This is a genomic window from Cellulomonas sp. SG140 (genome assembly GCF_025770785.1).
In the GTDB taxonomy this organism is placed as follows: Bacteria; Actinomycetota; Actinomycetes; order Actinomycetales; family Cellulomonadaceae; genus Cellulomonas.
In genome coordinates this window covers 38957-64418 of record NZ_JANZLA010000010.1, presented here as the reverse complement: position 1 = coordinate 64418, position 25462 = coordinate 38957, and the positions used below count along the sequence as shown (strand labels likewise).

Sequence of the window (25462 nt, the reverse complement as noted above, 5' to 3'; positions counted from 1 at the left end):
GCCCTGCTGGGCGCGGGATGCGGCTGCTGTGATGGCGGCGCAACGTCGCACCCAGCCGCAGGAGTCCCTATGCACTCCGTCCTCGCCTTCCTCGCTGCGCAGCCGATCCTCCTGCTGTTCGTGATCGTGGGGTTCGGGTCGGCGATCGGGCACCTCAAGGTCAAGGGCGTGGGCCTGGGCGCCGCAGCGGTGCTGTTCCTGGCCATCGCGGTCAGCGCGTGGGGCTCGGCGAGCGGCCTCGACCTGCAGGTGCCCGAGACCCTCGGCACCCTGGGCCTGACGCTCTTCACCTTCAGCGTCGGCATCGTCTCCGGCGCGACGTTCTTCGCCTCGCTCCGGCGCGGTCTCGGACCGATCCTGTCGATGGTCGGGGTTCTCGCCGTGGCGGCGCTCGCAGCGGTGGGGATGGGCCGGCTGCTCGACCTGAAGCCGGCCGTGGTGGCCGGTGCGTGGGCCGGTGCCGTGACCAACACGCCCGCCCTCGCTGCGGCCCGCGAGGCGGCCGGCGACCAGACGGCGCCGACGGTCGGCTACGCCGTGACGTACCTCTTCGGTGTCGTCGGCATGCTCGTCGCGGTGTCCTTCGCGCTGCGCAACCGAGCGTCGGACACCGATGCGCCGGCGGCCCTGATCAGCCGGACGGTGCGGGTCGAGATCGACTCGTCACCGCGGCTCGCCGAGCTCGAGGAGCTCCACGGCGACCGGATCAAGTTCTCGCGCGTGCGGCACGGCGAGCAGTCACCCATCCTCACGGCGGACGAGCGCGACACGCTGCTGCTCGACGACCTGGTCACCGTGGTGGGACCGGCCGACGACGTGGAGGCGGTCACCCGCGAGCTGGGGCACACCTCGTCGCACCATCTCGAGGTGGACCGGGACTACCTGGACGTCCGGCGGATCACCGTGTCGAACGCCCGTGCCGCGGGACGGACGGTCGCCGAGCTGGGGCTGGCGGCGCGGTTCCGCGCCACCGCGTCACGTGTCCGCAGGGGCGACGTCGACATGGTGGCCACCGACGACTTCCTGCTCCAGCTGGGCGACCGCGTGCGCGTCATCGCACCGCGGGACCGGATGAAGGACGTGTCCGCCTTCTTCGGGGACTCGTCGCGGGGCCTGTCGGACATCACCCCGATCGTGCTCGGCCTCGGCATGGCCGCCGGCGTGCTGCTCGGCGTGGTCGCCTTCCCCGTGCCGGGCCGGGTGTTCTCCATCGGGTCGGCGGCCGGGACCCTGGTGCTCGGTCTGGTGCTGGGCCGGGTCGGTCGCATCGGGCCGCTGGTCACGGCCATGCCGTACACGTCCGCGCAGGCGATCGGCGAGTTCGGCATGCTCGTCTTCCTCGCGCAGGCCGGGACCCGCGCCGGTTCGCAGATCAGCGGGGCGTTCTCCTCCGGGGAGTGGCTGCGGATCCTGGTGCTCGGCGTCGTGGTCACCACGCTGGTCGGCGTCGGTCTCCTGGTGGTGATGCGGCGCGCGTTCCACATCGGCGGCACCCAGCTGTCCGGCCTGATGGGCGGTGCCCAGACGCAGCCGGCCGTGCTGGCGTTCGCGAATGCACGGACCAACAGCGACTCACGCGTCGCGCTCGGGTACGCCCTGGTGTACCCGGCGGCGATGATCGCCAAGATCCTGCTCGGCCAGGTGCTGGGCGGCCTCTGACCCGGTCAGTGGTCGGGCACGTCCGGCGGTTCGGCGGCCGCGCCGGGGTCGGGCAGCATCCCCTCGAGCGCAGAGAACATCTGCACACCGGTGCCGAGGCCGCACGCGATCAGCTGGGCGAGCTGCACGTCCGTGGCACCCGGCTCCAGGTCGGCCGAGACCTCGCTGTACAGCGCCAGCTGGCCCTCCTCCTCGCGGAGGTACGCCTTGGGCCAGATCCGCTCGCGGTTCCAGTCGTTGACCGTCAGTGCGACGGCGGGGCGGTTCTCCAGGGCGAGCATCCGGTGCCACCGGCCGCGCACCTGGAGGATCTCCTGGTGCTCGCCCAGCAGCAGGAACCAGAACCGGTTGCCGTCCCACGTGCCGGTCAGGTCGCCGTCCTCGTCGACCACGAACTTGTAGCCGCGGCCGCGCAGGTAGTCCGCGACGCGTGACCGGGCCAGCGGCGTCGGAGGCTCGTCGTCGGCCAGCCGGGACTTGGCGGGGGTAGGCAGTCCGCCCAGGGCCCGCTGCAGCCACCCGGGCCGGCTCACGGCGCGACCCCGGCCGGGTCGGGGTACCGCTCGTCCAACGAGTCGAAGAACATGCTTCCCGTCGACAGGCCGCAGAACAGCGTCTGGTGCAGCTGCGCGTCGGTCGCACCGTGCTCCAGGTCGACGGCGACCTCGCTGATCACGTGGACGCGGCCGTTGTCACGGACCCGGACGTACGCCTTGGGCCAGATGCGGTCGGCGTTCCACTCGTTGCACAGGTCGAGCACCTCCTCCAGGCGCTCGATCGCCACCTCGCGGTGCCACTGCCCCCGGATCTGCAGGATCTCGGCCTGCTCCCCGAAGAGGAAGAAGTAGAACAGCCGCCCGCGCCAGAGGCCTCCCAGGTCACCGTCGTTGTCCACGAAGTAGGAGAAGCCGTTGTCGGACATCCAGGCGGCGATCCGGGCGGGCGTCACGGGAACGGGGAGCTCCTCGCCGGCCTCGGCGACACCCAGCTCCCGAGCGAGCAGGGCAGCGACGTGGTCGTGCAGCTCGTCGTCCGACAGCGGTGGCCCGTCGTCCGGCTCCGGTGCCCGACGACGGGCCCGGCGCGCGACCCAGTCGCGCGCGCGGTCGGCGAAGGAGGCCATGCGTCGAGGGTACCCAGCACCCGGTACGGTCGACGCGTGCCGTCCGTCTCGCGCCCGGCCCTCGTCGTGGCCGTCGTCGGACCGACGGCGACCGGGAAGTCCGACCTCGGGATCGCGCTGGCGCTCGCGCTGGGCGGCGAGGTGGTGAACACCGACGCGATGCAGCTGTACCGGGGCATGGACATCGGTACGGCGAAGGTGCCGGTCGACGAGCGGCAGGGCGTGCCGCACCACCTCCTCGACGTGCTGGAACCGTCGCAGGACGCCTCGGTGGCGGACTACCAGGGATGGGCGCGCGCGACTCTGGACGAGCTCGCCGGCCGGGGCCGCCGCGCGGTGGCCGTCGGCGGGTCGGGCCTCTACGTCCGGGCCCTGCTGGACCACCTGGAGTTCCCCGGGACGGACCCCGCGCTCCGGGCGCTGCTCGAGGCGCGCGTCGAGGCGGAGGGTTCCCGGGCGCTGCACGACGAGCTGCGCCGGCTCGACCCGACGGCCGCGGACGCCATCGGTCCGCGCAACGCGCGGCGCATCGTGCGCGCCCTCGAGGTGATCGGCGTGACGGGGCGGCCCTACTCCGCGGCGCTGCCCGACCACGTCGACGAGGTGCCTTCCGTCCGCATAGGGCTGGACTGCGACCGGCCGACGCTCGACGCCCGTGTGGCGGCGCGCGTGCGACGGATGTGGGAGGAGGGCCTCGTCGACGAGGTCGACCGCCTGCTCTCCGGCGGCCTCGGCCGGACCGCGGCTCGTGCGGTGGGCTATGCGCAGGTGATCGCGATGCGGGCGGGGTCGCTGACGGAGGAGGAGGCGTTCGAGTCCACCGTGGCGGCGACGCGTCGGCTGGCGCGCAAGCAGATGGGCTGGTTCGGCCGGGACCCGCGCGTGCACTGGCTCGACGCGCAGGCGCCCGACCTGGTCGACCAGGCGCTCGACGTCGTCGCGCGGGCCGACGCGGGCACGCTCGGACCTCCGCCGGAGCGGCCCGGCGGCCGCCGTAGTCTGGGCTCATGACGTCCGTTCCCGCCGCCCAGCGGCTGCACGTGGCCAAGGGGCACGGGACACGCAACGACTTCGTGCTGATCGACGACCGCGAGGGGCGTCTCGACCTGACGACCGCGCTCGTGCGGGCGTTGTGCGAGCGACGCGCGGGGATCGGCGGCGACGGGGTGATCCGGCTCGTCGCCGCCCGCCTGCTGTCCGAGGACGCCGCGACGCTGGCGGCGGACCAGGGTGCGCAGTGGTTCATGGACTACCGCAACGCGGACGGCTCCGTCGCCCAGATGTGCGGCAACGGCGTGCGGGTGCTGGCCGCACTGGTGCGCAGCCTGGGGCTCTGGGACCCCCGCGACGGTGAGCTGGTGCTCGGCACTCGAGCCGGTGTGCGACGGGTCCGGGAGGTGCCCGTCCCGGCCGGGGTGGCCGACGAGCGCTGGTACTCGGTCGACATGGGCGTGTGGTCGCTGCCGGGTGGCACCGCGGCCGTGCAGGCGGGTGGCGACGCCACGGTGGACGTCCCCGGGCTGCGTGTGGCGCGGCCGGCCCTCAGCGTGGACATGGGCAACCCGCACACCGTGGTCGTCGTCGCGGACGCCGACGAGCTGGAGGGCGCCGACCTGACCCGCGAGCCGGCAGTTCGCCCCGTCCCGCCCGAGGGCACGAACACCGAGCTGGTGCTGCCCCTCGGGGAGCGCACCACCGAGGACGGCGGGACGGTCGGCACCGTCCGGATGCGCGTCTACGAGCGCGGCGTCGGCGAGACCGCCTCCTGCGGCACGGGGGCGTGCGCGGCGGCGCTCGCCGTGCGTACCTGGGCGGGAGACGGGGCGCCGGACCAGTGGCTGGTGCACGTGCCCGGGGGCACCTTGCGCGTCACGGCCCGGGCCGACGGGCACGTCGAGCTGGCCGGTCCTGCGGTGCTGGTCGCCGAGGCGACGGTCGACCTGGCGACGCTGACCTCGTCCTGACGGGTCCGTCAGCCGGCAACGTCGTCGCCGGACCCGGACGCCTCCGCGCGGAGCACCCGGAACCCCTTGGCGCTGCCGGACCGCTCCGTCCGGACGTCCGGCGCGAGCTCCTCCTGCAACCAGCGCAGCAGCGGGTCGGCGCCCAGATGGCGGCCGACCACGAGCCACGCCTCGCCACCCGGTTCCAGGCGGGTGAGCCACTGCCGGAGCAGCCCGTGCAGCTCCGCCTTGCCGACCCGCACGGGCGGGTTCGACCAGACCGTGGCGAACCGCACCTGGGAGGGCACGGCGTCCGGCGTCGCCGCGGTGACGTTCTGCAGGCCGAGCGCCGCCGCGTTGCGCCGCACCAGGTCGAGCGCCCGCTCGTTGACGTCGACGGCCCACACGTGCGCGTCGGGGGACTGCAGCGCCAGCGTCAGGGCGAGAGGGCCCCAGCCGCAGCCCAGGTCGAGCAGGTCGCCGGAGGCGGGTGGCGTCGGCACGGAGCGCAGCAGCACCCGGGTGCCGAGGTCGACGTGGTCGGGGGAGAAGACGCCCCCGGCCGTCTGGACCGCGACCGTCCTGCCCGCCAGCTCGACCTCGATCGTCCGGCGGTCGGCGGCCGAGGACGGACGGGCCGTGAAGTAGTGCTCCTGCTCGCCCACGCGCCGACCCTATCGGCGTCCGCCACACCGCTCGGCCCACGGCGAAATGCCTCGCCGCTCCGCACCGCCCGTGCGACCCTGGAGGGACCGAGCCGAGAGGAACCGCGTGAACGACCCCCGGACCACCACCCACGGGACGCCCGACCGGGCGCGCACCGCGCAGGAGGTGGCCGACGACGTGGTCGCACGCGTGCTCGCCCGGGCGGGTGCCTCGTTGCAGTCCTCCGCGGCGGAGCACACCGCCTACGACGGCGAGCAGCTGGACCTGGAGGAGCGCACGTCGCTGCGCCGGGTCGCCGGTCTGTCGACGGAGCTGCAGGACGTCACCGAGGTCGAGTACCGGCAGCTGCGGCTGGAGCGCGTCGTGCTCGTCGGGCTGTGGGGCGAAGGAACGGCGGAGGACGCGGAGAACTCGCTCCGCGAGCTCGCGGCCCTCGCCGAGACCGCCGGTTCGCAGGTGCTCGACGGGCTGCTGCAGCACCGGCGCACGCCGGACCCCGGTACGTACCTCGGCTCCGGCAAGGCGGCCGAGCTGGCGCGCCTCGTGGCGGCGGTCGGTGCGGACACCGTCGTGGTCGACGGCGATCTCGCTCCCTCGCAGCGGCGCTCCCTGGAGGACGTCGTCCGCGTCAAGGTGGTCGACCGGACGGCGCTGATCCTCGACATCTTCGCCCAGCACGCCAAGTCCCGGGAGGGCAAGGCCCAGGTCGAGCTCGCCCAGCTCGAGTACCTGCTGCCTCGGCTGCGCGGCTGGGGCGAGTCGATGTCCCGGCAGGCCGGTGGCCAGGTCGGCGGCGCCGGTGCGGGCATGGGATCGCGTGGTCCCGGTGAGACGAAGATCGAGCTCGACCGCCGTCGCATCCGCAACCGGATGGCGCGGCTGCGCCGGGAGATCGCGGCGATGCAGCCCTCACGGCAGACCAAGCGTGCGTCGCGCAAGCGGAACGCGGTGCCGTCGGTGGCGATCGCGGGCTACACCAACGCCGGGAAGTCCTCGCTGCTCAACCGGCTCACCGGAGCGGGTGTCCTGGTGGAGAACGCGCTGTTCGCCACCCTCGACCCGACGGTGCGCCGCGCCGAGACCGCGGACGGCCGCGTCTACACGCTGGCGGACACCGTCGGTTTCGTACGGTCGCTGCCGCACCAGCTGGTCGAGGCGTTCCGGTCGACGCTCGAGGAGGTGGCCGACGCAGATCTGATCCTGCACGTCGTGGACGCGTCGCACCCGGATCCCGAGGGGCAGATCGCCGTGGTGCGGCACGTGTTCGCGGACATCCCAGGGGCGATGGACGTGCCCGAGATCATCGTGCTGAACAAGGCCGACCTCGCGAGCCCCGAGGCGATCGCCCGCCTCCGCTCCCGCGAGGTGCACTCCGTGGTGGTCTCGGCGCACACCGGTGAGGGGATCGCCGAGCTGATGGAGCTGGTCGCGGACCAGCTGCCACGTCCCGGTGTGCCGGTCGACGTGGTGGTGCCGTACTCGCGTGGGGACCTGGTCAGCCGCGTGCACGAGCACGGCGACATCGACGCCGAGGAGCACACGCCGGACGGCACGTGGCTGCGCGCCCGGGTCGACGCGACGCTCGCCGGCGAGCTGAACTCGGTGGCTGTGCGTCGCGCCTGATGCGACCCCTCGGCGCGTCGGACCGCCCCGCTCGCGCTCGTCGCGGCACCGGCACGGGCCGACGCGCGCCGCGACTACGCTGACGCGGTGCCAGACCCCGAGCCCCCCGTCGCGGAGCTGCTCGACCTGGCCGTGACGGCCCTCGGCGGAGCGCGCCGGGACGGGCAGCACGCGATGGCGGAGGCGGTCGCCCAGTCGGTGGACCGTGGCGAGCACCTGCTGGTCCAGGCGGGGACCGGCACGGGGAAGTCGCTCGGCTACCTCGTCCCGGCCGTCCGTCACGCGGTGCTGGCCGACGAGCGCGTGGTCGTCTCCACCGCCACGCTCGCCCTGCAGCGCCAGGTGGTCGCACGGGACCTGCCGCTGGTGGCCGACGCGCTGGCGGACCGGCTGCCCCGCAGGCCGACGACGGCGCTGCTCAAGGGCTGGCACAACTACCTCTGCGTGCACAAGGTGGCCGGGGGGTACCCGGAGGACGACACCGCGGTCCTGTTCGACCTCGGAGAGCGTCGGGGCGCCGCCGACCACCCGGCACCCGACGCCGAGGCGGGTCGAGAGAGCCTCGGTGAGCAGGTGGTGCGGCTGCGGGAGTGGGCGCAGGAGACCGACAGCGGGGACCGCGACGACCTCGTGCCCGGGGTCAGCGACCGGGCGTGGCGGCAGGTGTCCGTCACGTCGCTGGAGTGCCTGGGATCGACCTGCCCGATGGTCGACGAGTGCTTCCCGGAGCGCGCCCGTGCCGCAGCGCGTGCGGCCGACGTCGTGGTGACCAACCACGCGATGCTCGGGATCGCGGCGTCGGGGTCGTCCAACGTGCTGCCGGAGCACCAGGTGCTGATCGTCGACGAGGCGCACGAGCTGACGGACAGGGTGACGGCGCAGGCGACCGACGAGCTGTCGTCGGCCACCGTGGAGCACGCCGCCCGGCTGGCCCGTCGCCATGGCGGCGTCCCGACGACCGACCTGGACGCCGCCGGCCGCGCCCTCGCCGCCACGCTGGTCGAGCTTCCGGAGACCCGCTTCCCCGACGGTCTGCCGCCGGCCGTGCGCGACGTGGTCGGCTCCGTGCGGGACGCCGCCCGTGCCCTGCTCAGCGCCCTCAAGCCGGACCCGAGCCGCACGGCGGCAGCCGGCGGCCCGGACGGCGGCGTGAAGATGGCCAGCACCGCGATGCTGTCCCTCTTCGAGGTCGCCGAGCGGATGACGGCCGACCCGGAGGACGCCCGCCGGCAGGTGCTGTGGTGCAGCCGGTCCGAGGACCGCCGCGGCAGCACGTCGACCCGGCTGCTCGTCGCCCCGCTCGCGGTGCACGGCCTCATCCGCACCAACCTGCTGGCGGGGCGCTCGGCCGTGCTGACGTCGGCGACGTTGACCCTCGGCGGTTCGTTCGAGCCGGTCGCCCGCTCGCTGGGCCTCACCGGGCCGCCCGAGACGACGGCCCAGCCGACGGTGGCGACCGGTGTCGCGCCGGACCGGTCGGCGGCGGCCGACGAGGCGGCCCAGCCGTGGCGGGGCCTCGACGTCGGGAGCCCGTTCGACTACGGCAAGCAGGGGATCTGCTACGTGGCACGGCACCTTCCGCCACCCGGTCGGGAACCTGCGACAGCGGCTCAGCTGGACGAGATCGAGGCGCTGGTGCGCGCCGCCGGCGGTCGCACGCTCGGCCTGTTCTCGTCCCGCCGGGCAGCACAGGCGGCCGCCGAGGCGATGCGGCAGCGGCTCGACGTCACGGTGCTGCTGCAGGGCGACGACCAGCTGCCGACGTTGGTCGCGCAGTTCTCGGCCGACGAGTCGACGTGCCTGTTCGGAACCTTGTCGCTGTGGCAGGGCGTCGACGTCCCGGGAGCGACGTGCCGGTTGGTGATCATCGACCGCATCCCGTTCCCGAGGCCGGACGACCCGCTGATGGCGGCCCGCACGGAGGCGGTCGCCGCGGCCGGGGGCAACGGCTTCATGGCGGTGTCCGCGACGCACGCCGGGCTCCTCCTCGCGCAGGGCGCCGGCCGGTTGATCCGCACGGTCGACGACCGTGGTGTGGTGGCGGTACTCGACCCTCGTCTGGCGACCGCTCGGTACGGCACCTTCCTGACGAGGAGCATGCCGCCGTTCTGGACGACGACCCGGCGTGACGTCGCTCTCTCCGCACTGCAACGGCTGGCGGCGTCCGACTAGCCTTCCGAGTGCCGGGGTGATCCGGTCAGGGCGTGACCAACGTCCTGCTGCCGCCGCCAGGTCGCGGCGCACCGCGAGGAGGAGCCGTGAGCGAGAGCGACGACATCGACGAGGGCGGCCTGCACGGGACCGTCTTCTCCCCCCGCAGGGCCTCGAAGCTGGCGATCGTCGGTGCGGGCGCGGTGGGGTCGACCATGGCCTACGCCGCGCTGATGCGCGGTTCCGCGCGCACCGTGGCGCTGTTCGACATCAACCGCGCGAAGGTCGAGGCGGAGGCGCTCGACCTGTCGCACGGGATCCAGTTCATGGCGATGGCGGAGGTCGTCGGCTCGGACGACATCGAGGTCCTCGCCGACGCCGACGTGGTGATGTTCACGGCCGGCGCCAAGCAGAAACCGGGCCAGAGCCGCCTCGACCTGGCCGGGGCGACCATCTCCCTGGTGCAGAAGGTGCTGCCGAGCATCGTCCGTGTGGCGCCCAACGCCGTCTACGTGATGGTCACCAACCCCGTCGACGTGGTGACCTACGCGGCGCTGAAGATCTCCGGGCTGCCACCGTCGCAGCTGTTCGGCTCCGGAACGGTGCTCGACTCCTCGCGCCTGCGCTTCCTCATCGCCCAGCACACCGGGGTGGCTGTGCAGAACGTGCACGCCTACGTGGCGGGTGAGCACGGGGACACGGAGATCCCGCTCTGGAGCTCGGCGAGCCTCGGCGCGGTGCCGCTGCTGGACTGGAACGGGTTCGGCGACCGCGGTCCGCTGACCGCCGGTGTCCGCGAGGCGATCGCCCGCGAGGTGGTCGAGTCCGCCTACAAGATCATCGAGGGCAAGGGCGCGACGAACTACGCCATCGGCCTCGCCGGCTCGCGCATCATCGAGGCGATCCTCAAGGACGAGCACCGCATCCTGCCCGTCTCGTCGCTGCTCGAGGGCTACCACGGCATCAGCGACGTCTGCCTCTCGGTCCCGGCCGTCGTCGCGGCCGACGGCGTGGGGGAGCGCATGCCGGTGCCGATGTCCAGCGACGAGCTCGCTGGCATGCGTCGCTCCGCGGACGCAGTGCGCTCGGTCGCGCGGCAGTTCGGGTTCTAGACGACACCTGCGGGGCCGCCTGACGTGAGGCTGCCCCGCAGGGTCTCGCCTGCCCCGCAGGGTCCTGGCCGCCGCGCAGGTCCCTACAGGCTGCGCAGCACGCTCACCACGCGACCCAGCACCGTCGAGTCGTCGCCGGGGATGGGCGCGTACGCGGGGTTCTGCGGCATCAGCCAGACGTGACCGTCGGTGCGCTTGAGCGTCTTGACCGTCGCCTCGCCGTCGATCATCGCCGCGACGATCTCGCCGTTCTCCGCCACCGGCTGGCGGCGGACCACCACCCAGTCGCCGTCGCAGATGGCGGCGTCGATCATCGAGTCGCCACGGACGCGGAGCAGGAAGAGGTCGCCCTCGCCCACGACCTGGCGCGGGAGCGGGAAGACGTCCTCCACCACCTGGTCGGCGAGGATCGGGCCACCGGCCGCGATCCGCCCGACGACGGGCACGTACGCCGGCCCGGGCGTCCGGTCCAGCTCCGGCAGGTCGGGGTCGAGGCCGGCCGCCCACTCCGCCGTCCCGATGCGCACCGCACGGGAGTCGTCGGGCTGGACCACCTCGATCGCGCGGGGCCGGTTCGGGTCGCGGCGCAGGTAGCCCTTGCGCTCGAGCACGGTCAGCTGGTGCTTGACGGACGACGGGCTGGTCAGGCCGACCGCCTCGCCGATCTCCCGCATGCTCGGGGGGTAGCCGCGGCCCTCGACGGACTGCTTGATCGTCGCCAGCACCAACCGCTGACGCGGCGTGAGCCCCTCGTCGTCGGGGGCGCCGTCCGGTAGTGCGTGCACCGAGGCGAGGGTCCCGTCCTCGTCCGTCCGCCTGCTGTCCGTCACCGCTGTCCTCCCTGTGGCTGGCGGCGTGCCCGACCGTCTCGCCCACCGACCTTGCCGTCCGCGTCCGGCCTGGTCCCAGCGCCGGGCGGGTCGTGTCAGTGGTCGGTGATGGTCTGTCGCCGTGCAGCGAGCGTATGGCCCGCGGCACTCGGACTCAAACACCTGTTCGAGCGTGTCTCGACGGATGTCGGTCCGGTCTGGTAGACATCGTACAGACGTTCGACGAACGGATGTTCGATCCGGTGGCGGCACCGCGAGGTGCCGCCCGCGACGGAGGTGGGCAGCATGAGCGCGATCCTGGTCACGGCGCGGCCGGCGGTCGTTCCCGTCCCGCGTGGTGCGGCGGCACCACGCGGTGTCGCCGGGGCGCGGGAGCGGCACCTGCGGCTGGTGCCCGACCCGGTGGCGGCGACCCACGAGCAGTCGGCTCACGAGAGGCCGCTGCGGCTGACCAGGCGCGGACGTGTCGTGGTGGCGGCGCTCTCGCTGCTGCTGGTGGCCGGAGTCGGCGTGCTGGGGAGCAGGGCGGCTGCCGACGGACCCGCCTCCGCTCCGGTGGTCGAGCGGCACGTGGTGACGCCCGGGGAGACGCTGTGGGGCATCGCCGCGTCGGTCGCACGTCCCGGTCAGGACGTGCGAGACGTGGTGGTCGAGCTGCAGAAGCTCAACGGGATGGGCGACTCGGGCCTCGTGGCGGGCGAGGAGCTGGTGGTTCCCGCCGCCGGCTGACGGCCGTTCGTTCCTTGCGCGGCCCGCAGGCGTCGCTTAGCGTCGCCTGCGACCCCGACGAGTCGGAGGGGTCGTTCGACGGTGCCGCCGACCGCTCCCGGTGGCGGCACAGGTGAGAGGACCCCTGTGCACTGCCCCTTCTGCCGGAACCCCGACTCGCGCGTCGTGGACTCGCGGACGTCTGACGACGGTGCATCGATCCGCCGTCGACGTCAGTGCCCCCAGTGCGGACGACGGTTCACCACGCTGGAGACGACGAGCCTCGCGGTGGTGAAGCGGTCCGGCGCCACCGAGCCCTTCAGCCGGGAGAAGGTCGTCAACGGTGTCCGCAAGGCCTGTCAGGGTCGGCCGGTCAGCGAGGACGACCTGGCCCTCCTCGCGCAGCGCGTCGAGGAGACGCTCCGCTCGTCCGGTCAGGCCGAGGTGGACGCCTACGAGATCGGGCTGGCGATCCTCGGTCCGCTGCGGGAGCTCGACGAGGTCGCGTACCTCCGGTTCGCCTCGGTGTACCAGGGCTTCGACTCCCTGGAGGACTTCGAGGCGGCGATCACCGTGCTGCGGGCCGCGCACGAGGACCACGACAGCGACGACGTGGCTCCCGATGCGACGGACGAGCCTGCCGCGAGCTCGGCCGACGGTCGACCGTCGGTCCCGACGCCGCCGGGTCCGCCGTCAGAGGTCGCTCGAGCGTGAACCCCAGAGGTTGATGCCGGCGTCGACGGCGTGAGGTTCGACCGCGAGGAGCTCGTCCTGGGTGAGCGGCGCGGTCGCCGCACCGGCCAGGTTCTCGTCCAGCTGCTGCGGCGTACGCGCACCCACCAGCACGGTCGTGACCCGTGGGTCGCGCAGCACCCACGCCAGCGCGAGCTGCGGCAGCGTCCGCCCTGCTGCCCGTGCGATCTCGTCCAGGGCACGCACGTGCCCCAGTGCCCCCTCGGTGAGCCACTCGGGGCGGAGCGGACCACCGCGTGCCGCGCGGGAGCCCGCCGGTACACCGTGCAGGTAGCGGGTGCTGAGCATCCCCTGCGCGAGGGGCGAGAAGGCCACCATGGCCATCCCGGCGTCACCGACCACGTCCAGCAGCGACCGGCCGTCGCTGCCGGGCCGCTCCACCCACCGGTTCAGCATGGAGTAGGCCGACTGGTGGACCGTGAGCCGGACGCCGAGCTCGGCGGCCACGTCCAGCGCCTCCCGGGTACGGTCCGCCGAGTACGAGGAGATGCCGACCGACCGTGCCTTCCCGGCGCGGACCGCACCTGCGAGTGCACCGATCGTCTCCGCCAGCGGCGTCGCCGGGTCGTACCGGTGCGAGTAGAAGACGTCGACGTGGTCGGTCCGCAACGCCCGCAGCGAGCGGTCGAGCGAGGCGCGCAGGTACTTCGCCGAGCCGTGCTCCCCGTACGGCCCCGGCCACGCGCGGTAGCCCGCCTTGGTGGTGATCACCAGGTCGTCACGGTGCGCTGCGAGCTCGCGGTCGAGCAGCCGTCCCACCGCCTCCTCGGCGGCGAAGGGTGGGGGCCCGTAGTTGTTCGCCAGGTCGAGGTGGAAGACCCTGCGGTCGACGGCGCGCAGCACCAGGGCCCGCTGGGCGTCGAACGAGGTGTCCTGGCCGAAGTTCTGCCACAGCCCGAGAGAGACCGACGGGAGGACCAGGCCGCCCGCGCGTCGGGTCGGTACCGGTTCGGGGAAGGCGTGCACGTGGCCGACGCTACGGCAGAGCCGGCGCAGCCGAGGCGGCCCGGAGGGACCTCGCGGCTGTCCGGCTTGCCCGTCGTCGCGCCGACGGGCCAGGCTGGCCCCAGGCCACCCGGACGGGCGGCAGCGGGCGGTGCCCGCAGGACGAGGGAGGGGCCATGGCGGACGAGGAGCACGCACCGACGGTGAGCGAGGACGCCAAGGCGAAGTTCCGGGAGGCTCTGGAGCGGAAGAAGTCGGCACAGCACCGGACGGCCGACGGCTCGGCCGGCGGCGGTGCGGTGCGCGGGTCCGAGACGTCCGGACCCGTGCAGCGTCGGTTCCAGCGCAAGAGCGGCTCGGCGTGATCTAAGCGGATCGGCGACCGATGGGGGCCTGATCGGGCGCACGTCCGAGCTCCCAGGGAACGACAACGGCCGGCGTCGCAGAGTGCGGCGCCGGCCGTCCGTCGTTCGGCCGCGGCTCGAGGCACCGGGCGCTCCGCTGGGGGAGGACCGCAGCGCGCCCAGAGTGCCGGCAGGGTCCCGGTAGAGCCTTGTCAGGAGAGCAGACGCAGGCGGACCGACTCGGGGCGGTCCCGCAGCGCCGTCACGGCGGCCTCGTCGACCAGGCTCCCGGCGTCCGTCACCACGTACCCCAGCTCGCCACGCGTGGCCAGCAGCTGGCCCTCGATGTTGACGCCGTGCTCGGCCAGGGTCGCGTTCACCGCCGCGAGCACGCCGGGCACGTTGCGGTGCAGGTAGGCGAGGCGGTGCACGTCCGGTGCCTGGTCCAGCGCGAGGTTGGGCACGTTGACCGACAGGGTCGTCGAGCCGGTCGTCAGGTAGTCGCGCACCTTGTGGGCGACGAACTGCCCGATCGCCTCCTGCGCCTCCTCGGTGGAGCCACCGGTGTGCGGGGTGAGGATGACGTTCGGCAGGCCGCGCAGCTCGGACTCGAACGGGTCGCCGTTGCGCTTCGGCTCGTGCGCGAACACGTCGACGGCCGCACCGGCGACGTGCCCGGAGGTGATGGCCTCCTGCAGGGCCGGGTAGTCGACGACGAAACCGCGGGACAGGTTGAGGAAGATCGCGCCCTCCCGCATCCGCGCGAACTGCTTGGCACCGAACAGGCCGGCGTTGCCGGACCGACCGTCGACGTGGAGGGTGACCACGTCAGCTGCCTCGAGCAGCTCGTCGAGCGAGTGCATGCGGCGGGCGTTGCCCAGGGCGAGCTTCTCGGCCGTGTCGTAGAACACCACCGACATGCCGAGGTTCTCGGCCAGCACGGACAGCTGCGTGCCGATGTTGCCGTAGCCGACGATGCCGAGGGTCCGGCCGCGCACCTCGTGCGCGCCGCTGGCCGACTTGTTCCACACCCCGGCGTGCATCTGCCGGTCGAAGTCCACCAGCCGCCGGGTGAGCGCGATGATCTCGGAGATCGCCAGCTCCACCACCGACCGGGTGTTGGAGAACGGCGCGTTGAAGGCCGCGATGCCGTGCGACGCGGCGGCGCGCAGGTCGATCTGGTTGGTGCCGATGCAGAACGCGCCGACGGTGAGCAGGTCCGGGGCGTGCTCGAGCGCGCGAGCCGAGACCTGGGTCTTCGAGCGGATCCCGAGCATGTGCACGCCGTCGAGCGCCTCGATCAGCTCGTCCTCGTCGAGCGCACCGGACCGCGTGACCACCTCGAAGCCGGCCTCGGTGAGGATGGTGCGGGCGTGGGGGTGGATGTTCTCCAGCAGCAGGGCCTTCAGCACGACACCATGGTGCGCCCGTCCGCGCCTCGGACGGGCGACGGTCCGCTCCGCGGACGCCGCCGTGGGTCTCAGCCTTGCCGGAGACCGTCCGGCAGGGGGTTCGCGTGCACGACGTGGAGCAGCTGCGTCGGCCGGGTCATGGCGACGTACAGGTCCCCGGCGCTCTCCTGAAGCACCTCGGCCGGCTCGACGAGCACGACCACGTCGAACTCGAGGCCCTTCGTCTGGACCGGGCTGAGCACCACGAGGTCCGCACCGAGGTCCACCGCACCGCCGTCCTCCGTGCCCGCGACCGGCCGGCCGAGCGCGGCCAGCGCCGTCCGAACCTCGGGCAGGCGGTGGGGGACCGCCACCAGTGCGACCCGACCGGAGCCGGCGGTGTCCGACACGTCGCCGACCGCCTTGAGGGCTCGCTGCGCCGCCGCGTCGGCGAGGTCGTCGGCAGCGACCCCCTCGATCACCAGGGCGTCCTCGACGTCGCGGGCGGAGGTCAGGGGGCTGACGGGCAGGCCGACCGCGGCCGCCATGCGACCCGCGGCCTCCGCGACGACCGCCGGCGTGCGGTAGTTGACGGTCAGCTCCGCCAGTCGCCATGAGCCGCCGAGGACGGGGTCGAGCATCCCGGCCCACGAGCTGGCACCGCCCGGCGCCGACGTCTGCGCCACGTCGCCGACCACGGTCATGGACCGGGTCGGCACGCGCCGCAGCAGCGCTCGCCACGCCATCGCGGACAGCTCCTGCGCCTCGTCCACGACGACGTGCCCGTAGGTCCAGGAGCGGTCCGCAGCGGCTCGTTCCGCCGTGGTGAGCGAGGGTCCGGTGCCGGCGAAGCGGTCCGCGAGGGACTCCGCCGAGACGAGCCCGCCCGCCCCGGTGGACGCGAGCACCTGCCGGGCGTAGTCGACCTCGTCCGCACGGCGCCGGGCGGCGTCGCGCGCCTGGGCCCGAGCGGCCTGGTCGTCCTCGCCGAGCAGCTCGGCCGCCTCGTCGAGCAGCGGGACGTCGGCGGTCGTCCAGGGCGAACCGGCCGGACGTGCGAGCAGCCCTCGCTGCGCCGCGCTCAGCTCCGGTGCTGCCTCGGCCAGCCGGTGCGGCTTGGCGTAGAGGTCGGAGACCAGCTTCTCTGCCGTCAGCGGCATCCACGCGAGGTTCAGTGCGATCCGGATCTCCCGCGTCGTCCGCAGCTCCTCCATCAGCTCGGCGCGTTCGTCCGCCGGGACGGCGAAGCCCAGCTGGGCGGCGTACTGCTCGGCGAGCCGTCCGAGCATGTCGCGGACGAAGCCGACGCGGGCCTGGTTGTGCGGCCGGTGCTGGCGCTGCGCCCGCGCGATGGCCGAGGCGACGTCTGACGGACGCACCTCGACGACCCGGCCGTCGATGCGGACGCTCACCGGAGCGGCGGGAACGCGCTCGCGCGCGCGGACCGCCCGTGCCACGACGCGGGCCATGACGGCACGGCCCTTCAGCTCCGCCACGTCGGCGGGCTCGGGCGCCACGCCGACGACGCCCGGGTACAGCTCCGACAGCGTCGTGGTCACCACGCCGGTCTCGCCGAGCGCAGGCAGGACCTGGTCGATGTACCGCAGGAACGTCCTGCTCGGGCCCACGAGCAGGACCCCCGCGCGCTCGAGGAGCCGGCGGTGCGCATACAGGAGGTAGGCCGCCCGGTGCAGGGCCACGGCCGTCTTGCCCGTACCCGGACCGCCCTGCACCACCAGGGTCCCCTGCAGGTCGGCGCGGATGACGGCGTCCTGCTCCGCCTGGATCGTGGCGACGATGTCGCCCATCCGGCCGGTGCGCCGAGCGCCGAGGGCCGCCAGCAGGGCCCCCTCTCCGCTCAGCGTCCCGGGGGTGTCCGACGCGTCCAGCCGGTCCAGGTCGAGCACCTCGTCCTCGACACCGGTGACGGTGCGGCCGGACGTCACCAGGTGCCGGCGCTGCACCACGCCCTCGGGATGCGCGGCGGTCGCCCGGTAGAACGCCCGCGCCGCGGGAGCGCGCCAGTCGGTCAGCAGCGGGGTCTGCTCGGCGTCGGTCAGCCCGATGCGTCCGACGTAGCGGCGCTGGCCGTCGTCCAGGTCCAGCCGGCCGAAGGCGAGCCGGTCCTCGACGGCCTCCAGCTGGGCGAGCCGGTCCTCGTACAGGGTGGCGAACGCGTCGCGCTCGCTGCGGTTCTGCGGGGAGCCCGACGGGCCGGACCGTCGCACCGCCGCCAGGCGGTCTCGCGTCTGGGCCCGTTGCTGGTCCAGCCGGGCGTAGAGCTCGTCGACCACGTGCTGCTCGCCGGCGAGCTCATCCTGACGTCCTGCCACCTGCTGCGCTCCTGTCCGACGGCCCGAGGCCGTCGTTCCGGGTCCTGCACGGACGTCGCCCGGGCGTCGATCGCCGCGGGCGGCCGTCCATTATCCGACTCCGGCGTGGGCGCTGCACGTGCGTGTCCGCGCGGTTCGCTGCGCCACCGCCCGCCGCGCGCCGGGCGGTGCCCCGCCGTACGCTTCGCCAGACGGCCGGCCGGAGAGGAGACCTGTGAGGCACACGCCGCCCGCGTCGGACGACGTCACCCGCTTCGGCCCCGTCGGCACGCGGCCGGACGGCCCGCTCCGCATCCTCCTGGTGGAGGACGACGACGGTGACGCCCTGCTCGTGCGGGAGCACCTCGCGGACGCCGGCCTGGAGACGCGCCTCACGTGGGTGCGCACCCTGGACGAGGCGCTCGAGCGGCTCGACGTCGACTGCGTGCTGCTCGACCTGGGTCTGCCTGACACCGTCGGCCTCGCAGGTCTGGAGCGGTTGCTGTCCTACCAAGCGCCCGCCGTCGTGGTGCTCACCGGGCTCGCCGGCGACGGGGTGGGGCTCGCTGCGGTCGCCGCCGGTGCCCAGGACTACCTGGTGAAGGGCGACGTCGACGGCGAGAGCCTCGGCCGTTCGGTCCGCTACGCCGTCCAGCGGCGCCGGCTGGAGGACACCGACCGGGCGCTGTACCGCAGCCTCGTGCGCGGCGCGGAGGCGGCGCGGCTCGAGCTGGCGCTCCTGCCGCGGCCGTCGGTGCAGGACCCGGACCTCGAGGTGCGTGTGGGATACCGGGCGGGCCGGGACGGTCTGCTGGGGGGCGACTTCTACGACGTGGTGCAGCGGCCCGACGGCACCGTGCTCGCGATGGTGGGAGACGTCTGCGGTCACGGGCCGGACGAGGCGGCTCTCGGCGCCACCCTGCGCACGGCGTGGCGCACGCTCGTGGTGACCGGCGTCCCGACCGGGCAGATCCTCGGGCAGCTCGAGCTGGTGCTGGCCACCGAGCGCTCGCGGCCCGAGCTGTTCACCACCGTCTCGATGCTGGCGGTGCACCCGGACCGGCGGCACGCCGACCTGTACCTGGCGGGACATCCCGTTCCCATGCTGGTCGGCGACCCCGCTCGGCTGCTGCCAGCCGCGGCCCGCGGCCGCGCCCTGGGAATCCCGGTACCGGGTGGCTGGGACCCGCTGCCGCTGGAGCTCGGCGACCGCTGGCGGGTGATGCTCTACACCGACGGTCTGCTCGAGGCGACGGTCGGCAGCGCGGGCGAACGGCTCGGCAAGGAGGGCCTGCTCCGGGTGGTCGAACACGCGGCCGCCGCCCACGGGCACGCGCCCGCCGTGCCGCCGGGTGCCGGTGACGACCCGCTGGTCACCACGGTGCTCGACGCCGTCCGGGACCGGCACGGCGGCGACCTCGTCGACGACGCGGCGGTGATCGTGATCGGGTGGGCGTCGTGACCGCCCAGCGGCGTCCGGCCTCGGCGGCCGCCACCCGCACCCTGCGCGACCGGCTGACCGGCATGCTGACGACCGCGACCGTCGTGCTCGCCGTGGTGCTGCTGGTCGCGACGTTCGCCGCCGTGCGGCTGCTGTCGGTGCAGCGCGCGGTCACGCAGCGGTACTTCGACCAGATCACCAGGGCGGACAGCGCCTACGCCGGTCTGGCGGACGCCCGGTCGGCCGTCCTGTCCTACGCCACGTCGGCGGACCCGTCGGTGCTCGGACCCGTCGAGGCGGTGCGCGGCGCGGCGGGCGGCGGCTTCGGCGCCCTGGGAGCCGACCTCTCGGGATCGGGCGACGCCGCTGCCGTCGACGCCGGCCGGCGAGCGGCGGCCGCGGCGCAGGCGTGGACGTCCGGGTGGGTCGACCCCGTCGTCGCGCAGGTGCGGGCCCAGGGCGCCGGTTCCGTCTCCGCCCCGCAGCTCCAGGCCGGTCAGCACCTCTTCGACGCCGTGCGCACAGAGGCAGGCAACCTGTCTGCCGCTCTCCGCGCCGAGCGCGACGGTGGGCTGCGCCGGCTCGCGCAGTACACGCAGGTGCTGCTGGCCTCGGTCGCCCTCCTGGCCGTCTCAGCCGTCGTCGCGGGCGTCCTGCTCTGGCGTGCCCTGCGTGGCTGGGTGCTCCGCCCGATCGACCAGCTGACGGCGGACACCCGCGCCGTGACCTCCGGCGACCTGCTGCACGAGGTCACGCTGGACGGACCGGGGGAGTTCGAGGTGCTGGCACGCGACGTCGAGGCGATGCGGCACGCCCTGGTCGTCCAGGTGCAGCAGATCCAGGCGTCGCGCGCCGGGCTGGAGGAGGCGCACGCGCGGCTCACGGAGCAGACCGAGGAGCTGCGGCGGTCCAACCGCGACCTCGAGCAGTTCGCCTACGTCGCCTCCCACGACCTGCAGGAGCCTCTGCGCAAGGTGGCGTCCTTCACCCAGCTGCTCGCCAAGCGGTACGGCGGTCAGCTCGACGAGCGCGCCGACCAGTACATCCAGTTCGCGGTGGACGGCGCGAAGCGGATGCAGCAGCTGATCCAGGACCTGCTGGGCTTCTCCCGGGTCGGTCGGCTGGGTGGCGAGACCTCGGACGTGCCCCTGCAGGACGCGCTCGACGTCGCGCTGGACACGCTCTCCGAGCGGGTCCAGGAGAGCGACGCGGTGGTGACGCACGACGAGCTGCCGGTGGTCCGCGGGGAGCGGCCCCTGCTCGAGCAGCTCCTGCAGAACCTGGTCGGGAACGCGATCAAGTTCCGTCACCCCGACCGTGCGCCGCGGGTCCACGTGAGCGCGAGGCCGGCGGAGGACGGGTTCTGGGAGCTGGAGTGCCGGGACAACGGCATCGGCATCGAGCCGCAGTACGCCGAGCGGGTGTTCGTCATCTTCCAGCGGCTGCACGCCAAGGACGTGTACGAGGGCACCGGCATCGGGCTCGCCCTGTGCAAGAAGATCGTCGAGTACCACGGCGGCCGGATCTGGATCGAGGGCACGGCGGACGCCGGGACGTCGATCCGGTGGACGCTGCCGGGGCTCGAGGTCGAACGCCCGCCTGGGCCGGAGGGTGCGGAAGCCGTGCAACCGTTCCCCCTGCCGGCGCCCGACCCGCTCACGCCTGACCCGCTCACGACCTGACCCGTCGACACCCGTTCACAACCTGACCCGCTCACAGCTCGACCCGCTCACGACCTGAGCCGGGCACCACCCGAACCGGCCCGACCGGGGCCTGACGAGAAGAGAGGACGGTGCACCCGTGCCCGACCAGAAGATCATCGACGTGCTGCTGGTGGAGGACGACCCCGGTGACGTCCTGATGACGCGCGAGGCGTTCGAGCACAACAAGCTGCGCAACCGCCTCGCCGTGGTGTCCGACGGCGTCAGCGCCCTGGAGTTCCTGCGCAAGCAGGGGGAGCACGCGCAGGCTCCGACGCCGGACCTGATCCTGCTCGACCTCAACCTCCCCCGGATGGACGGCCGGGAGGTGCTGCAGGCGCTGAAGTCCGACGACGAGCTCCGCAAGATCCCCGTCGTGGTGCTGACCACCTCGGAGGCCGAGGAGGACGTCGTCCGCAGCTACTCGCTGCACGCGAACGCCTACGTGACCAAGCCGGTGGACTTCGACCGGTTCATCGACGTCGTGCGCCAGATCGACGAGTTCTTCGTCGAGATCGTGCGGCTCCCTGCGCACTGACACGAACGGGCGCCGCAGCGGCGGACCGGTCGCGGGAAGAGTCGCGGGCGTCGCGGCGTTGTGACCCTCGACCGGGTGCACCGCCCGGCGCAGGACGAGGACGAGCGAGGCGCCCCATGCTGGATCCCAGCGAGATCTACGAGGTCGACCCGCAGGTCGCCGCGGAGGTCGACGCCCGCGGTGCGACCGTGGGCTCCGGCCCGGTGCTGGTGCACGCGGTCCGCGGGTTCGTCGACGCCGGCCAGGCCGGGCAGCTCGCCGCGGAGCACCTGACCGAGCAGCTCGGGTCGCGCCGGCTGGTCACGTTCGACGTCGACCAGCTGATGGACTACCGGTCCCGTCGACCGGCGATGACCTTCGACTCCACCACCTGGACGTCCTACGACGAGCCCGAGCTCGCGGTCGACCTGGTCGAGGACGAGCAGGGCGTGCCCTTCCTGCTGCTGCACGGCACCGAGCCCGACGTGCAGTGGGAGCGGTACGTCGCCGCCGTCCGGCAGGTGGTCGAGCGCTTCGACGTGCCGCTGACCATCGGCCTGCACGGCATCCCGATGGGCCTGCCGCACACGCGGCCGGTGTCCGTCACCGCGCACGGCACACGACCCGAGCTGGTCGCGGACCAGCCGGCGTGGTTCGGCAGCGTGCAGGTGCCGGCCAGCGCCCAGGCGCTCCTCGAGTACCGCCTCGGTCAGTCGGGGCACGACGCGATGGGCTTCGCGGTGCACGTGCCGCACTACCTGTCCCAGTCGCCGTTCCCGCAGGCCGCCATCGCGGCGCTCGGACGGGTGGAGCGCGCGACCGGCCTGCAGCTGAAGGTCGGGGCGCTGGAGTCCGCCGCGCACGAGACGATGCGGCAGATCGACGAGCAGGTGGCCGGCTCCGAGGAGGTCGCCTCCCTGGTGCACGCGCTCGAGGAGCAGTACGACGCCTTCACCCGGAGCATCGGGCGGACGAACCTGCTCGCCTCGACCGACGAGCTGCCGACCGCCGACGAGCTCGGCGCCGAGTTCGAGCGGTTCCTCGCCGAGCAGTCCGACGAGGGTTAGCCCTTTACCAGATCGTTGCGTGGTGCGAGGCCCGTTCGTCCCAGAACCGTGGCGTGCGTCACGTCCCACGTGCAAGGATGCCTGCGTTGCAGTGACGTACGGACGCTTGACCGGCGCTTGGCTGTGCCACCCCGGGGCAGCACGTGAGGCATTGCGGCACGGCGGAGGCAGCGGGCCTGCGCCGTCACCGGTGGGACAGAAGGAATCAGGACATGGCACAGGGTGCTGTCAAGTGGTTCAACGCCGAGAAGGGCTACGGGTTCATCGCCCAGGACGGCGGCGGCGCCGACGTCTTCGTCCACTACTCGGCGATCGACACCCAGGGTTACCGGTCGCTGGACGAGGGCCAGCGCGTCGAGTTCGAGATCACGCAGGGCGCGAAGGGCCCGCAGGCCGAGCACGTCCGTCCCCTCTGATCGGCGGCCCCTGCGGGGCTCTCCGGTAGAGGACCACATCCAGAACGTCGGGGCCGCACCTCGCAGGGGTGCGGCCCCGACGTGTGTCCGGCGGTCAGGGGCGTGGTGCGTCGCTCACGTCGTGGCGGACGAGCGCCCCGCCCACGAAGCTGGTCAGCTCGGCGCCGTGCAGCAGGTGCGCGGGGACGGCGAGCGACCGCAGCGCCCTGGCCAGCGCCGGAGAGTCCAGCACATCCGGTGAGTCGGTCGCGGCGAGGACGACGTTGCCGTACCGGCGCCCCTTGAGCTGAGCCGGCTCCGCGATGGCGGCGACGTGGGTGAACACCGAGGCGACCGTCGCCGCCTCCGAGCGTGCCAGCGTCAGCGGCGGACGGTCGGCGCAGTTGGCGAGGTAGAGCCCGCCGGGCCGCAGCACCCGGCTGACGTCCGCGGTCAGCTCGGCCGTGGTGAGCGCGTCGGGGGTGCGGTCGAGAGCGAAGACGTCGCGGACGACGACGTCCGCCGAGGCGTCCGGCAGGCGGCCCAGCTCGGTGCGGGCGTCGCCGACGCGGATGCGCAGCGCGGGTGACCGCGGCAGGTCGAACCACGTGCGCACCAGCGCCGCGAGCTGCCCGTCGAGCTCCACGGCCAGCTGCCGGGACTCGGGCCGCGCCGCGTGCACGGCTCGCGCGAGCGCGCACGCTCCAGCGCCGAGGTGCACCACCGTGAGGGCCGTGGGCGGAGGCCGGAAGGCGTCCAGCACGGCCGTCATCTGCTGCATGTACTCGAACTCGAGCCGCGTGGGGTCGGCGAGGTCCAGGTGGGAGCTCGGCACGCCGTTGACCAGCAGCGTGACCCCGTCCGGGTCGTCGGCCGCCTGGACCACCTGCGCCGTCCCCGTGCTGATCCGGACCGGCTCACGGGGCCACCGCTCGTCGCTCGCGACGGAGCGTGTGGGTGGTCGGTGCGAAGGTGGGCGCCGTCGGGGACGCCCCGGGGATGGCGGCACGCGGCCAGCGTACCGTCCGGGTTGACGGCGATCGAACAGGTGTTCGATGATGAGGGCGGGAGGTGCGGAGATGAGAGCGACGGCTCGGAGGTCGGGGACCACAGGCGGTGCACCGGTTCCCTCGCGCGTCAGACAGCTGCTCGCCCGCGCCGACGCGGAGCTCGTGGCGGCCCAGTTCTCCGCTGAGCCCTGGGAGCAGCTGTCCCACGCGCATCTCGCCGCCGTACGGGCGGCGGCGGCTGTCGTCGCGGCCGAGGGTGCACCGGCCGGGCGCTCGGCACCTCGTACCGTGTGGGGCCAGCTCGGGTCGGTGGCGCCGTCGTTGAGCGGGTGGGGGGCGGTCTTCGCGGACGCGGCGCCGCTGCGGGCGGCGGTCGAGGCGGGCCGGTTCGACCTCGTCACCGGCGCTCGCGCGGAGCAGGCCCTCGTCGAGGCGGAGGACTTCGTCGACGTGGTGCGGACGTACCTCGACGGCGAGGTCCACGCCGCGAGGGCCTCATGAGCCGCGGTCCCCGGTCCGCCGCAGCCAAGCGGGACTGGGGCAGCGAGGAGGACGGGTGCACCATCCTCCACGTCGACATGGACGCGTTCTTCGCCTCCGTCGAGCTCGCGCGTCGGCCTCAGCTGCGCGGGCTGCCCGTGATCGTCGGCGGTGCCCAGCGGGGGGTCGTGCTCGCCGCGACCTACGAGGCGCGGGCGTTCGGCGTCCACTCCGCGATGCCGATGTCCACAGCGCTGCGCATGTGCCCGCAGGCCGTCGTCGTCCCGCCCGACCACCACGCCTACCACGAGGTGTCCGAGGGCGTGATGTCGGTGCTCCGCGACGTGACGGCGCTCGTGGAGCAGGTGAGCGTGGACGAGGCCTTCCTCGACGTGGCGGGGGCCCGGCGTCGCATCGGGCCACCGACGGCGATCGCGGCACTGATCCGCACCCGGGTGCGGGAGCGCTACGGCATCACGTGCTCCGTCGGCATCGCCTCGACCAAGTTCGTCGCCAAGCTCGCGTCCGGCCACGCCAAGCCTGACGGGGTCCTGCTCGTCCCCCGGGCAGCGACCGTGGACTTCCTGCGGATCCTTCCCGTCGGCGCGCTGTGGGGCGTCGGCGAGCGCACCGAGGCCGCCCTCGCCCGGTGGGGCATCAGGACCGTCGCCGAGCTGGCGGACAGCGAGGTGGACACCGTGCGACGCGCGGTGGGCAAGGTGGCCGGCGAGCACCTGTACGACCTCGCGTGGGGCAGGGATCCACGGCCCGTTCAGCCGGGGCGCGAGGAGAAGTCGATCGGCGCGGAGGAGACGTTCGTCGCGGACGTGTCCGATCTCGCGGTCGTGCAGACCAAGGTGCTGGAGCTGGCGGACCGGTGCGCGGCCCGGTTGCGACGGCACGGCATGGTCGCGCGCACCGTCGCGATCAAGGTGCGGACCTCCGACTTCCGGACGCTGAGCCGTGCCCGGACGCTCACCACGCCGACCGACGTCGGCCGCGAGATCTACCTGGCGGCACGGGCGCTGCTGGCTGGCGTCGACCTCGGCGGTCTCCCGGTCCGGCTCGTCGGCGTCCGTGCCGAAGGCCTGTCGCCTGCCGCGACGACCGTCCGTCAGCCGACCCTCGAGGAGGCCGCGGCCCAGACCTCGGGGCGTCGAGACGCCGAGCGGGCCATGGACGCGGTCCGGTCCCGTTTCGGCACCCAGGCCATCCGGACCGGTTCGGCTGAGCCGGCGCCCGCTCGCTCGACTACCACCTTCGTTCCGGTCGATCTATCCTGAGGCGACCAG

General features: G+C 73.7%; 24 protein-coding genes. 16 read left to right on the top strand and 8 right to left on the bottom strand.

The window, feature by feature from the left end:
- The first annotated feature begins 69 nt into the window (after positions 1-69).
- On the top strand, positions 70-1659 hold the full coding sequence (locus N0B34_RS16375; RefSeq protein ID WP_263732341.1) for an aspartate:alanine exchanger family transporter: 1590 nt from the start codon (positions 70-72) through the stop codon (positions 1657-1659).
- A gap of 5 nt (positions 1660-1664) precedes the next feature.
- On the opposite strand, the gene N0B34_RS16370 is transcribed toward N0B34_RS16375, so the two are convergent.
- Together N0B34_RS16370 and N0B34_RS16365 are read right to left on the bottom strand one after the other, a co-directional pair.
- The gene (locus N0B34_RS16370) at positions 1665-2192 is read right to left on the bottom strand and encodes a YbjN domain-containing protein (RefSeq protein ID WP_263732340.1); all 528 of its coding nucleotides are present in this window, start codon (positions 2190-2192) and stop codon (positions 1665-1667) included.
- Positions 2189-2782 carry a YbjN domain-containing protein gene (locus N0B34_RS16365; protein ID WP_263732339.1) on the bottom strand — a complete coding sequence of 198 codons (594 nt, stop codon included), beginning with the start codon at positions 2780-2782 and terminating at the stop codon, positions 2189-2191. The genes N0B34_RS16370 and N0B34_RS16365 overlap by 4 nt, the downstream gene beginning before the upstream one ends.
- 36 nt (positions 2783-2818) lie before the next feature.
- On the opposite strand from N0B34_RS16365, the gene miaA reads away from it, so the two are divergent.
- Positions 2819-3793, top strand: a complete 975-nt coding sequence (miaA, locus tag N0B34_RS16360; RefSeq protein WP_263732338.1) for a tRNA (adenosine(37)-N6)-dimethylallyltransferase MiaA — start codon at positions 2819-2821, stop codon at positions 3791-3793.
- Positions 3790-4746, top strand: coding sequence for a diaminopimelate epimerase (gene dapF / locus N0B34_RS16355; RefSeq protein ID WP_263732337.1), 957 nt, complete (start codon positions 3790-3792; stop codon positions 4744-4746). Before miaA ends, dapF begins: the two co-directional genes overlap by 4 nt.
- A gap of 8 nt (positions 4747-4754) precedes the next feature.
- On the opposite strand, the gene N0B34_RS16350 is transcribed toward dapF, so the two are convergent.
- Positions 4755-5390 (bottom strand): class I SAM-dependent methyltransferase, encoded by a 636-nt coding sequence (locus tag N0B34_RS16350; RefSeq protein WP_263732336.1) that lies wholly within the window; start codon positions 5388-5390, stop codon positions 4755-4757.
- Positions 5391-5436: 46 nt separating this feature from the next.
- Here N0B34_RS16350 and hflX point away from each other — a divergent pair, with 46 nt between their 5' ends.
- From hflX to N0B34_RS16335, 3 genes are all read left to right on the top strand, one after another.
- Positions 5437-7014 (top strand): GTPase HflX, encoded by a 1578-nt coding sequence (hflX, locus tag N0B34_RS16345; RefSeq protein ID WP_412175761.1) that lies wholly within the window; start codon positions 5437-5439, stop codon positions 7012-7014.
- 87 nt (positions 7015-7101) lie between these two features.
- Positions 7102-9186, top strand: coding sequence for an ATP-dependent DNA helicase (locus tag N0B34_RS16340; RefSeq protein ID WP_263732334.1), 2085 nt, complete (start codon positions 7102-7104; stop codon positions 9184-9186).
- An 86-nt stretch (positions 9187-9272) separates the two neighbouring features.
- Complete coding sequence (locus tag N0B34_RS16335) at positions 9273-10277, top strand: L-lactate dehydrogenase (RefSeq protein ID WP_263732333.1); 1005 nt, start codon at positions 9273-9275, stop codon at positions 10275-10277.
- Positions 10278-10360: 83 nt separating this feature from the next.
- On the opposite strand, the gene lexA is transcribed toward N0B34_RS16335, so the two are convergent.
- Complete coding sequence (gene lexA / locus N0B34_RS16330; RefSeq protein ID WP_263732332.1) at positions 10361-11107, bottom strand: transcriptional repressor LexA; 747 nt, start codon at positions 11105-11107, stop codon at positions 10361-10363.
- 285 nt (positions 11108-11392) lie between these two features.
- Here lexA and N0B34_RS16325 point away from each other — a divergent pair, with 285 nt between their 5' ends.
- Positions 11393-11836, top strand: coding sequence for a LysM peptidoglycan-binding domain-containing protein (locus tag N0B34_RS16325; protein WP_263732331.1), 444 nt, complete (start codon positions 11393-11395; stop codon positions 11834-11836).
- A gap of 126 nt (positions 11837-11962) precedes the next feature.
- A complete protein-coding gene (gene nrdR / locus N0B34_RS16320; protein WP_263732330.1) occupies positions 11963-12529 on the top strand; it encodes a transcriptional regulator NrdR in 567 nt (188 codons plus the stop codon).
- Here nrdR and N0B34_RS16315 read toward each other — a convergent pair.
- Positions 12509-13534 carry an aldo/keto reductase gene (locus tag N0B34_RS16315; protein ID WP_263732329.1) on the bottom strand — a complete coding sequence of 342 codons (1026 nt, stop codon included), beginning with the start codon at positions 13532-13534 and terminating at the stop codon, positions 12509-12511. The genes nrdR and N0B34_RS16315 overlap by 21 nt on opposite strands.
- Before the next feature lie 155 nt (positions 13535-13689).
- Here N0B34_RS16315 and N0B34_RS16310 point away from each other — a divergent pair, with 155 nt between their 5' ends.
- A complete protein-coding gene (locus tag N0B34_RS16310; protein WP_263732328.1) occupies positions 13690-13878 on the top strand; it encodes a DUF5302 domain-containing protein in 189 nt (62 codons plus the stop codon).
- 191 nt (positions 13879-14069) lie between these two features.
- Here N0B34_RS16310 and serA read toward each other — a convergent pair whose 3' ends face one another.
- Both serA and N0B34_RS16300 read right to left on the bottom strand, forming a co-directional pair.
- On the bottom strand, positions 14070-15269 hold the full coding sequence (gene serA / locus N0B34_RS16305) for a phosphoglycerate dehydrogenase (protein ID WP_263732327.1): 1200 nt from the start codon (positions 15267-15269) through the stop codon (positions 14070-14072).
- 68 nt (positions 15270-15337) lie between these two features.
- The gene (locus tag N0B34_RS16300) at positions 15338-17581 is read right to left on the bottom strand and encodes a HelD family protein (RefSeq protein ID WP_263732326.1); all 2244 of its coding nucleotides are present in this window, start codon (positions 17579-17581) and stop codon (positions 15338-15340) included.
- A 214-nt stretch (positions 17582-17795) separates the two neighbouring features.
- Here N0B34_RS16300 and N0B34_RS16295 point away from each other — a divergent pair, with 214 nt between their 5' ends.
- The 5 genes from N0B34_RS16295 to N0B34_RS16275 all read left to right on the top strand — a co-directional run bounded on the left by N0B34_RS16295 (position 17796) and on the right by N0B34_RS16275 (position 22701).
- Entirely contained in the window at positions 17796-19022 is a 1227-nt protein-coding gene (locus N0B34_RS16295; protein WP_263732325.1) for a PP2C family protein-serine/threonine phosphatase, read from the top strand.
- Entirely contained in the window at positions 19010-20683 is a 1674-nt protein-coding gene (locus N0B34_RS16290; RefSeq protein WP_263732324.1) for a sensor histidine kinase, read from the top strand. Before N0B34_RS16295 ends, N0B34_RS16290 begins: the two co-directional genes overlap by 13 nt.
- Positions 20684-20801: 118 nt before the next feature.
- A complete protein-coding gene (locus N0B34_RS16285) occupies positions 20802-21239 on the top strand; it encodes a response regulator (RefSeq protein WP_263732323.1) in 438 nt (145 codons plus the stop codon).
- Between the two features lie 116 nt (positions 21240-21355).
- Positions 21356-22285, top strand: coding sequence for a proteasome assembly chaperone family protein (locus tag N0B34_RS16280; protein ID WP_263732322.1), 930 nt, complete (start codon positions 21356-21358; stop codon positions 22283-22285).
- A gap of 212 nt (positions 22286-22497) precedes the next feature.
- On the top strand, positions 22498-22701 hold the full coding sequence (locus tag N0B34_RS16275; protein ID WP_263732321.1) for a cold-shock protein: 204 nt from the start codon (positions 22498-22500) through the stop codon (positions 22699-22701).
- A 94-nt stretch (positions 22702-22795) separates the two neighbouring features.
- Here N0B34_RS16275 and N0B34_RS16270 read toward each other — a convergent pair whose 3' ends face one another.
- Complete coding sequence (locus tag N0B34_RS16270; RefSeq protein ID WP_263732320.1) at positions 22796-23566, bottom strand: spermidine synthase; 771 nt, start codon at positions 23564-23566, stop codon at positions 22796-22798.
- 286 nt (positions 23567-23852) lie between these two features.
- Between N0B34_RS16270 and N0B34_RS16265 the strand changes: the two genes are divergently transcribed.
- Positions 23853-24191 (top strand): SAV_6107 family HEPN domain-containing protein, encoded by a 339-nt coding sequence (locus tag N0B34_RS16265; protein ID WP_263732319.1) that lies wholly within the window; start codon positions 23853-23855, stop codon positions 24189-24191.
- Positions 24188-25453, top strand: coding sequence for a DNA polymerase IV (gene dinB, locus N0B34_RS16260; protein ID WP_263732318.1), 1266 nt, complete (start codon positions 24188-24190; stop codon positions 25451-25453). The genes N0B34_RS16265 and dinB overlap by 4 nt, the downstream gene beginning before the upstream one ends.
- Positions 25454-25462 lie beyond the last annotated feature (9 nt).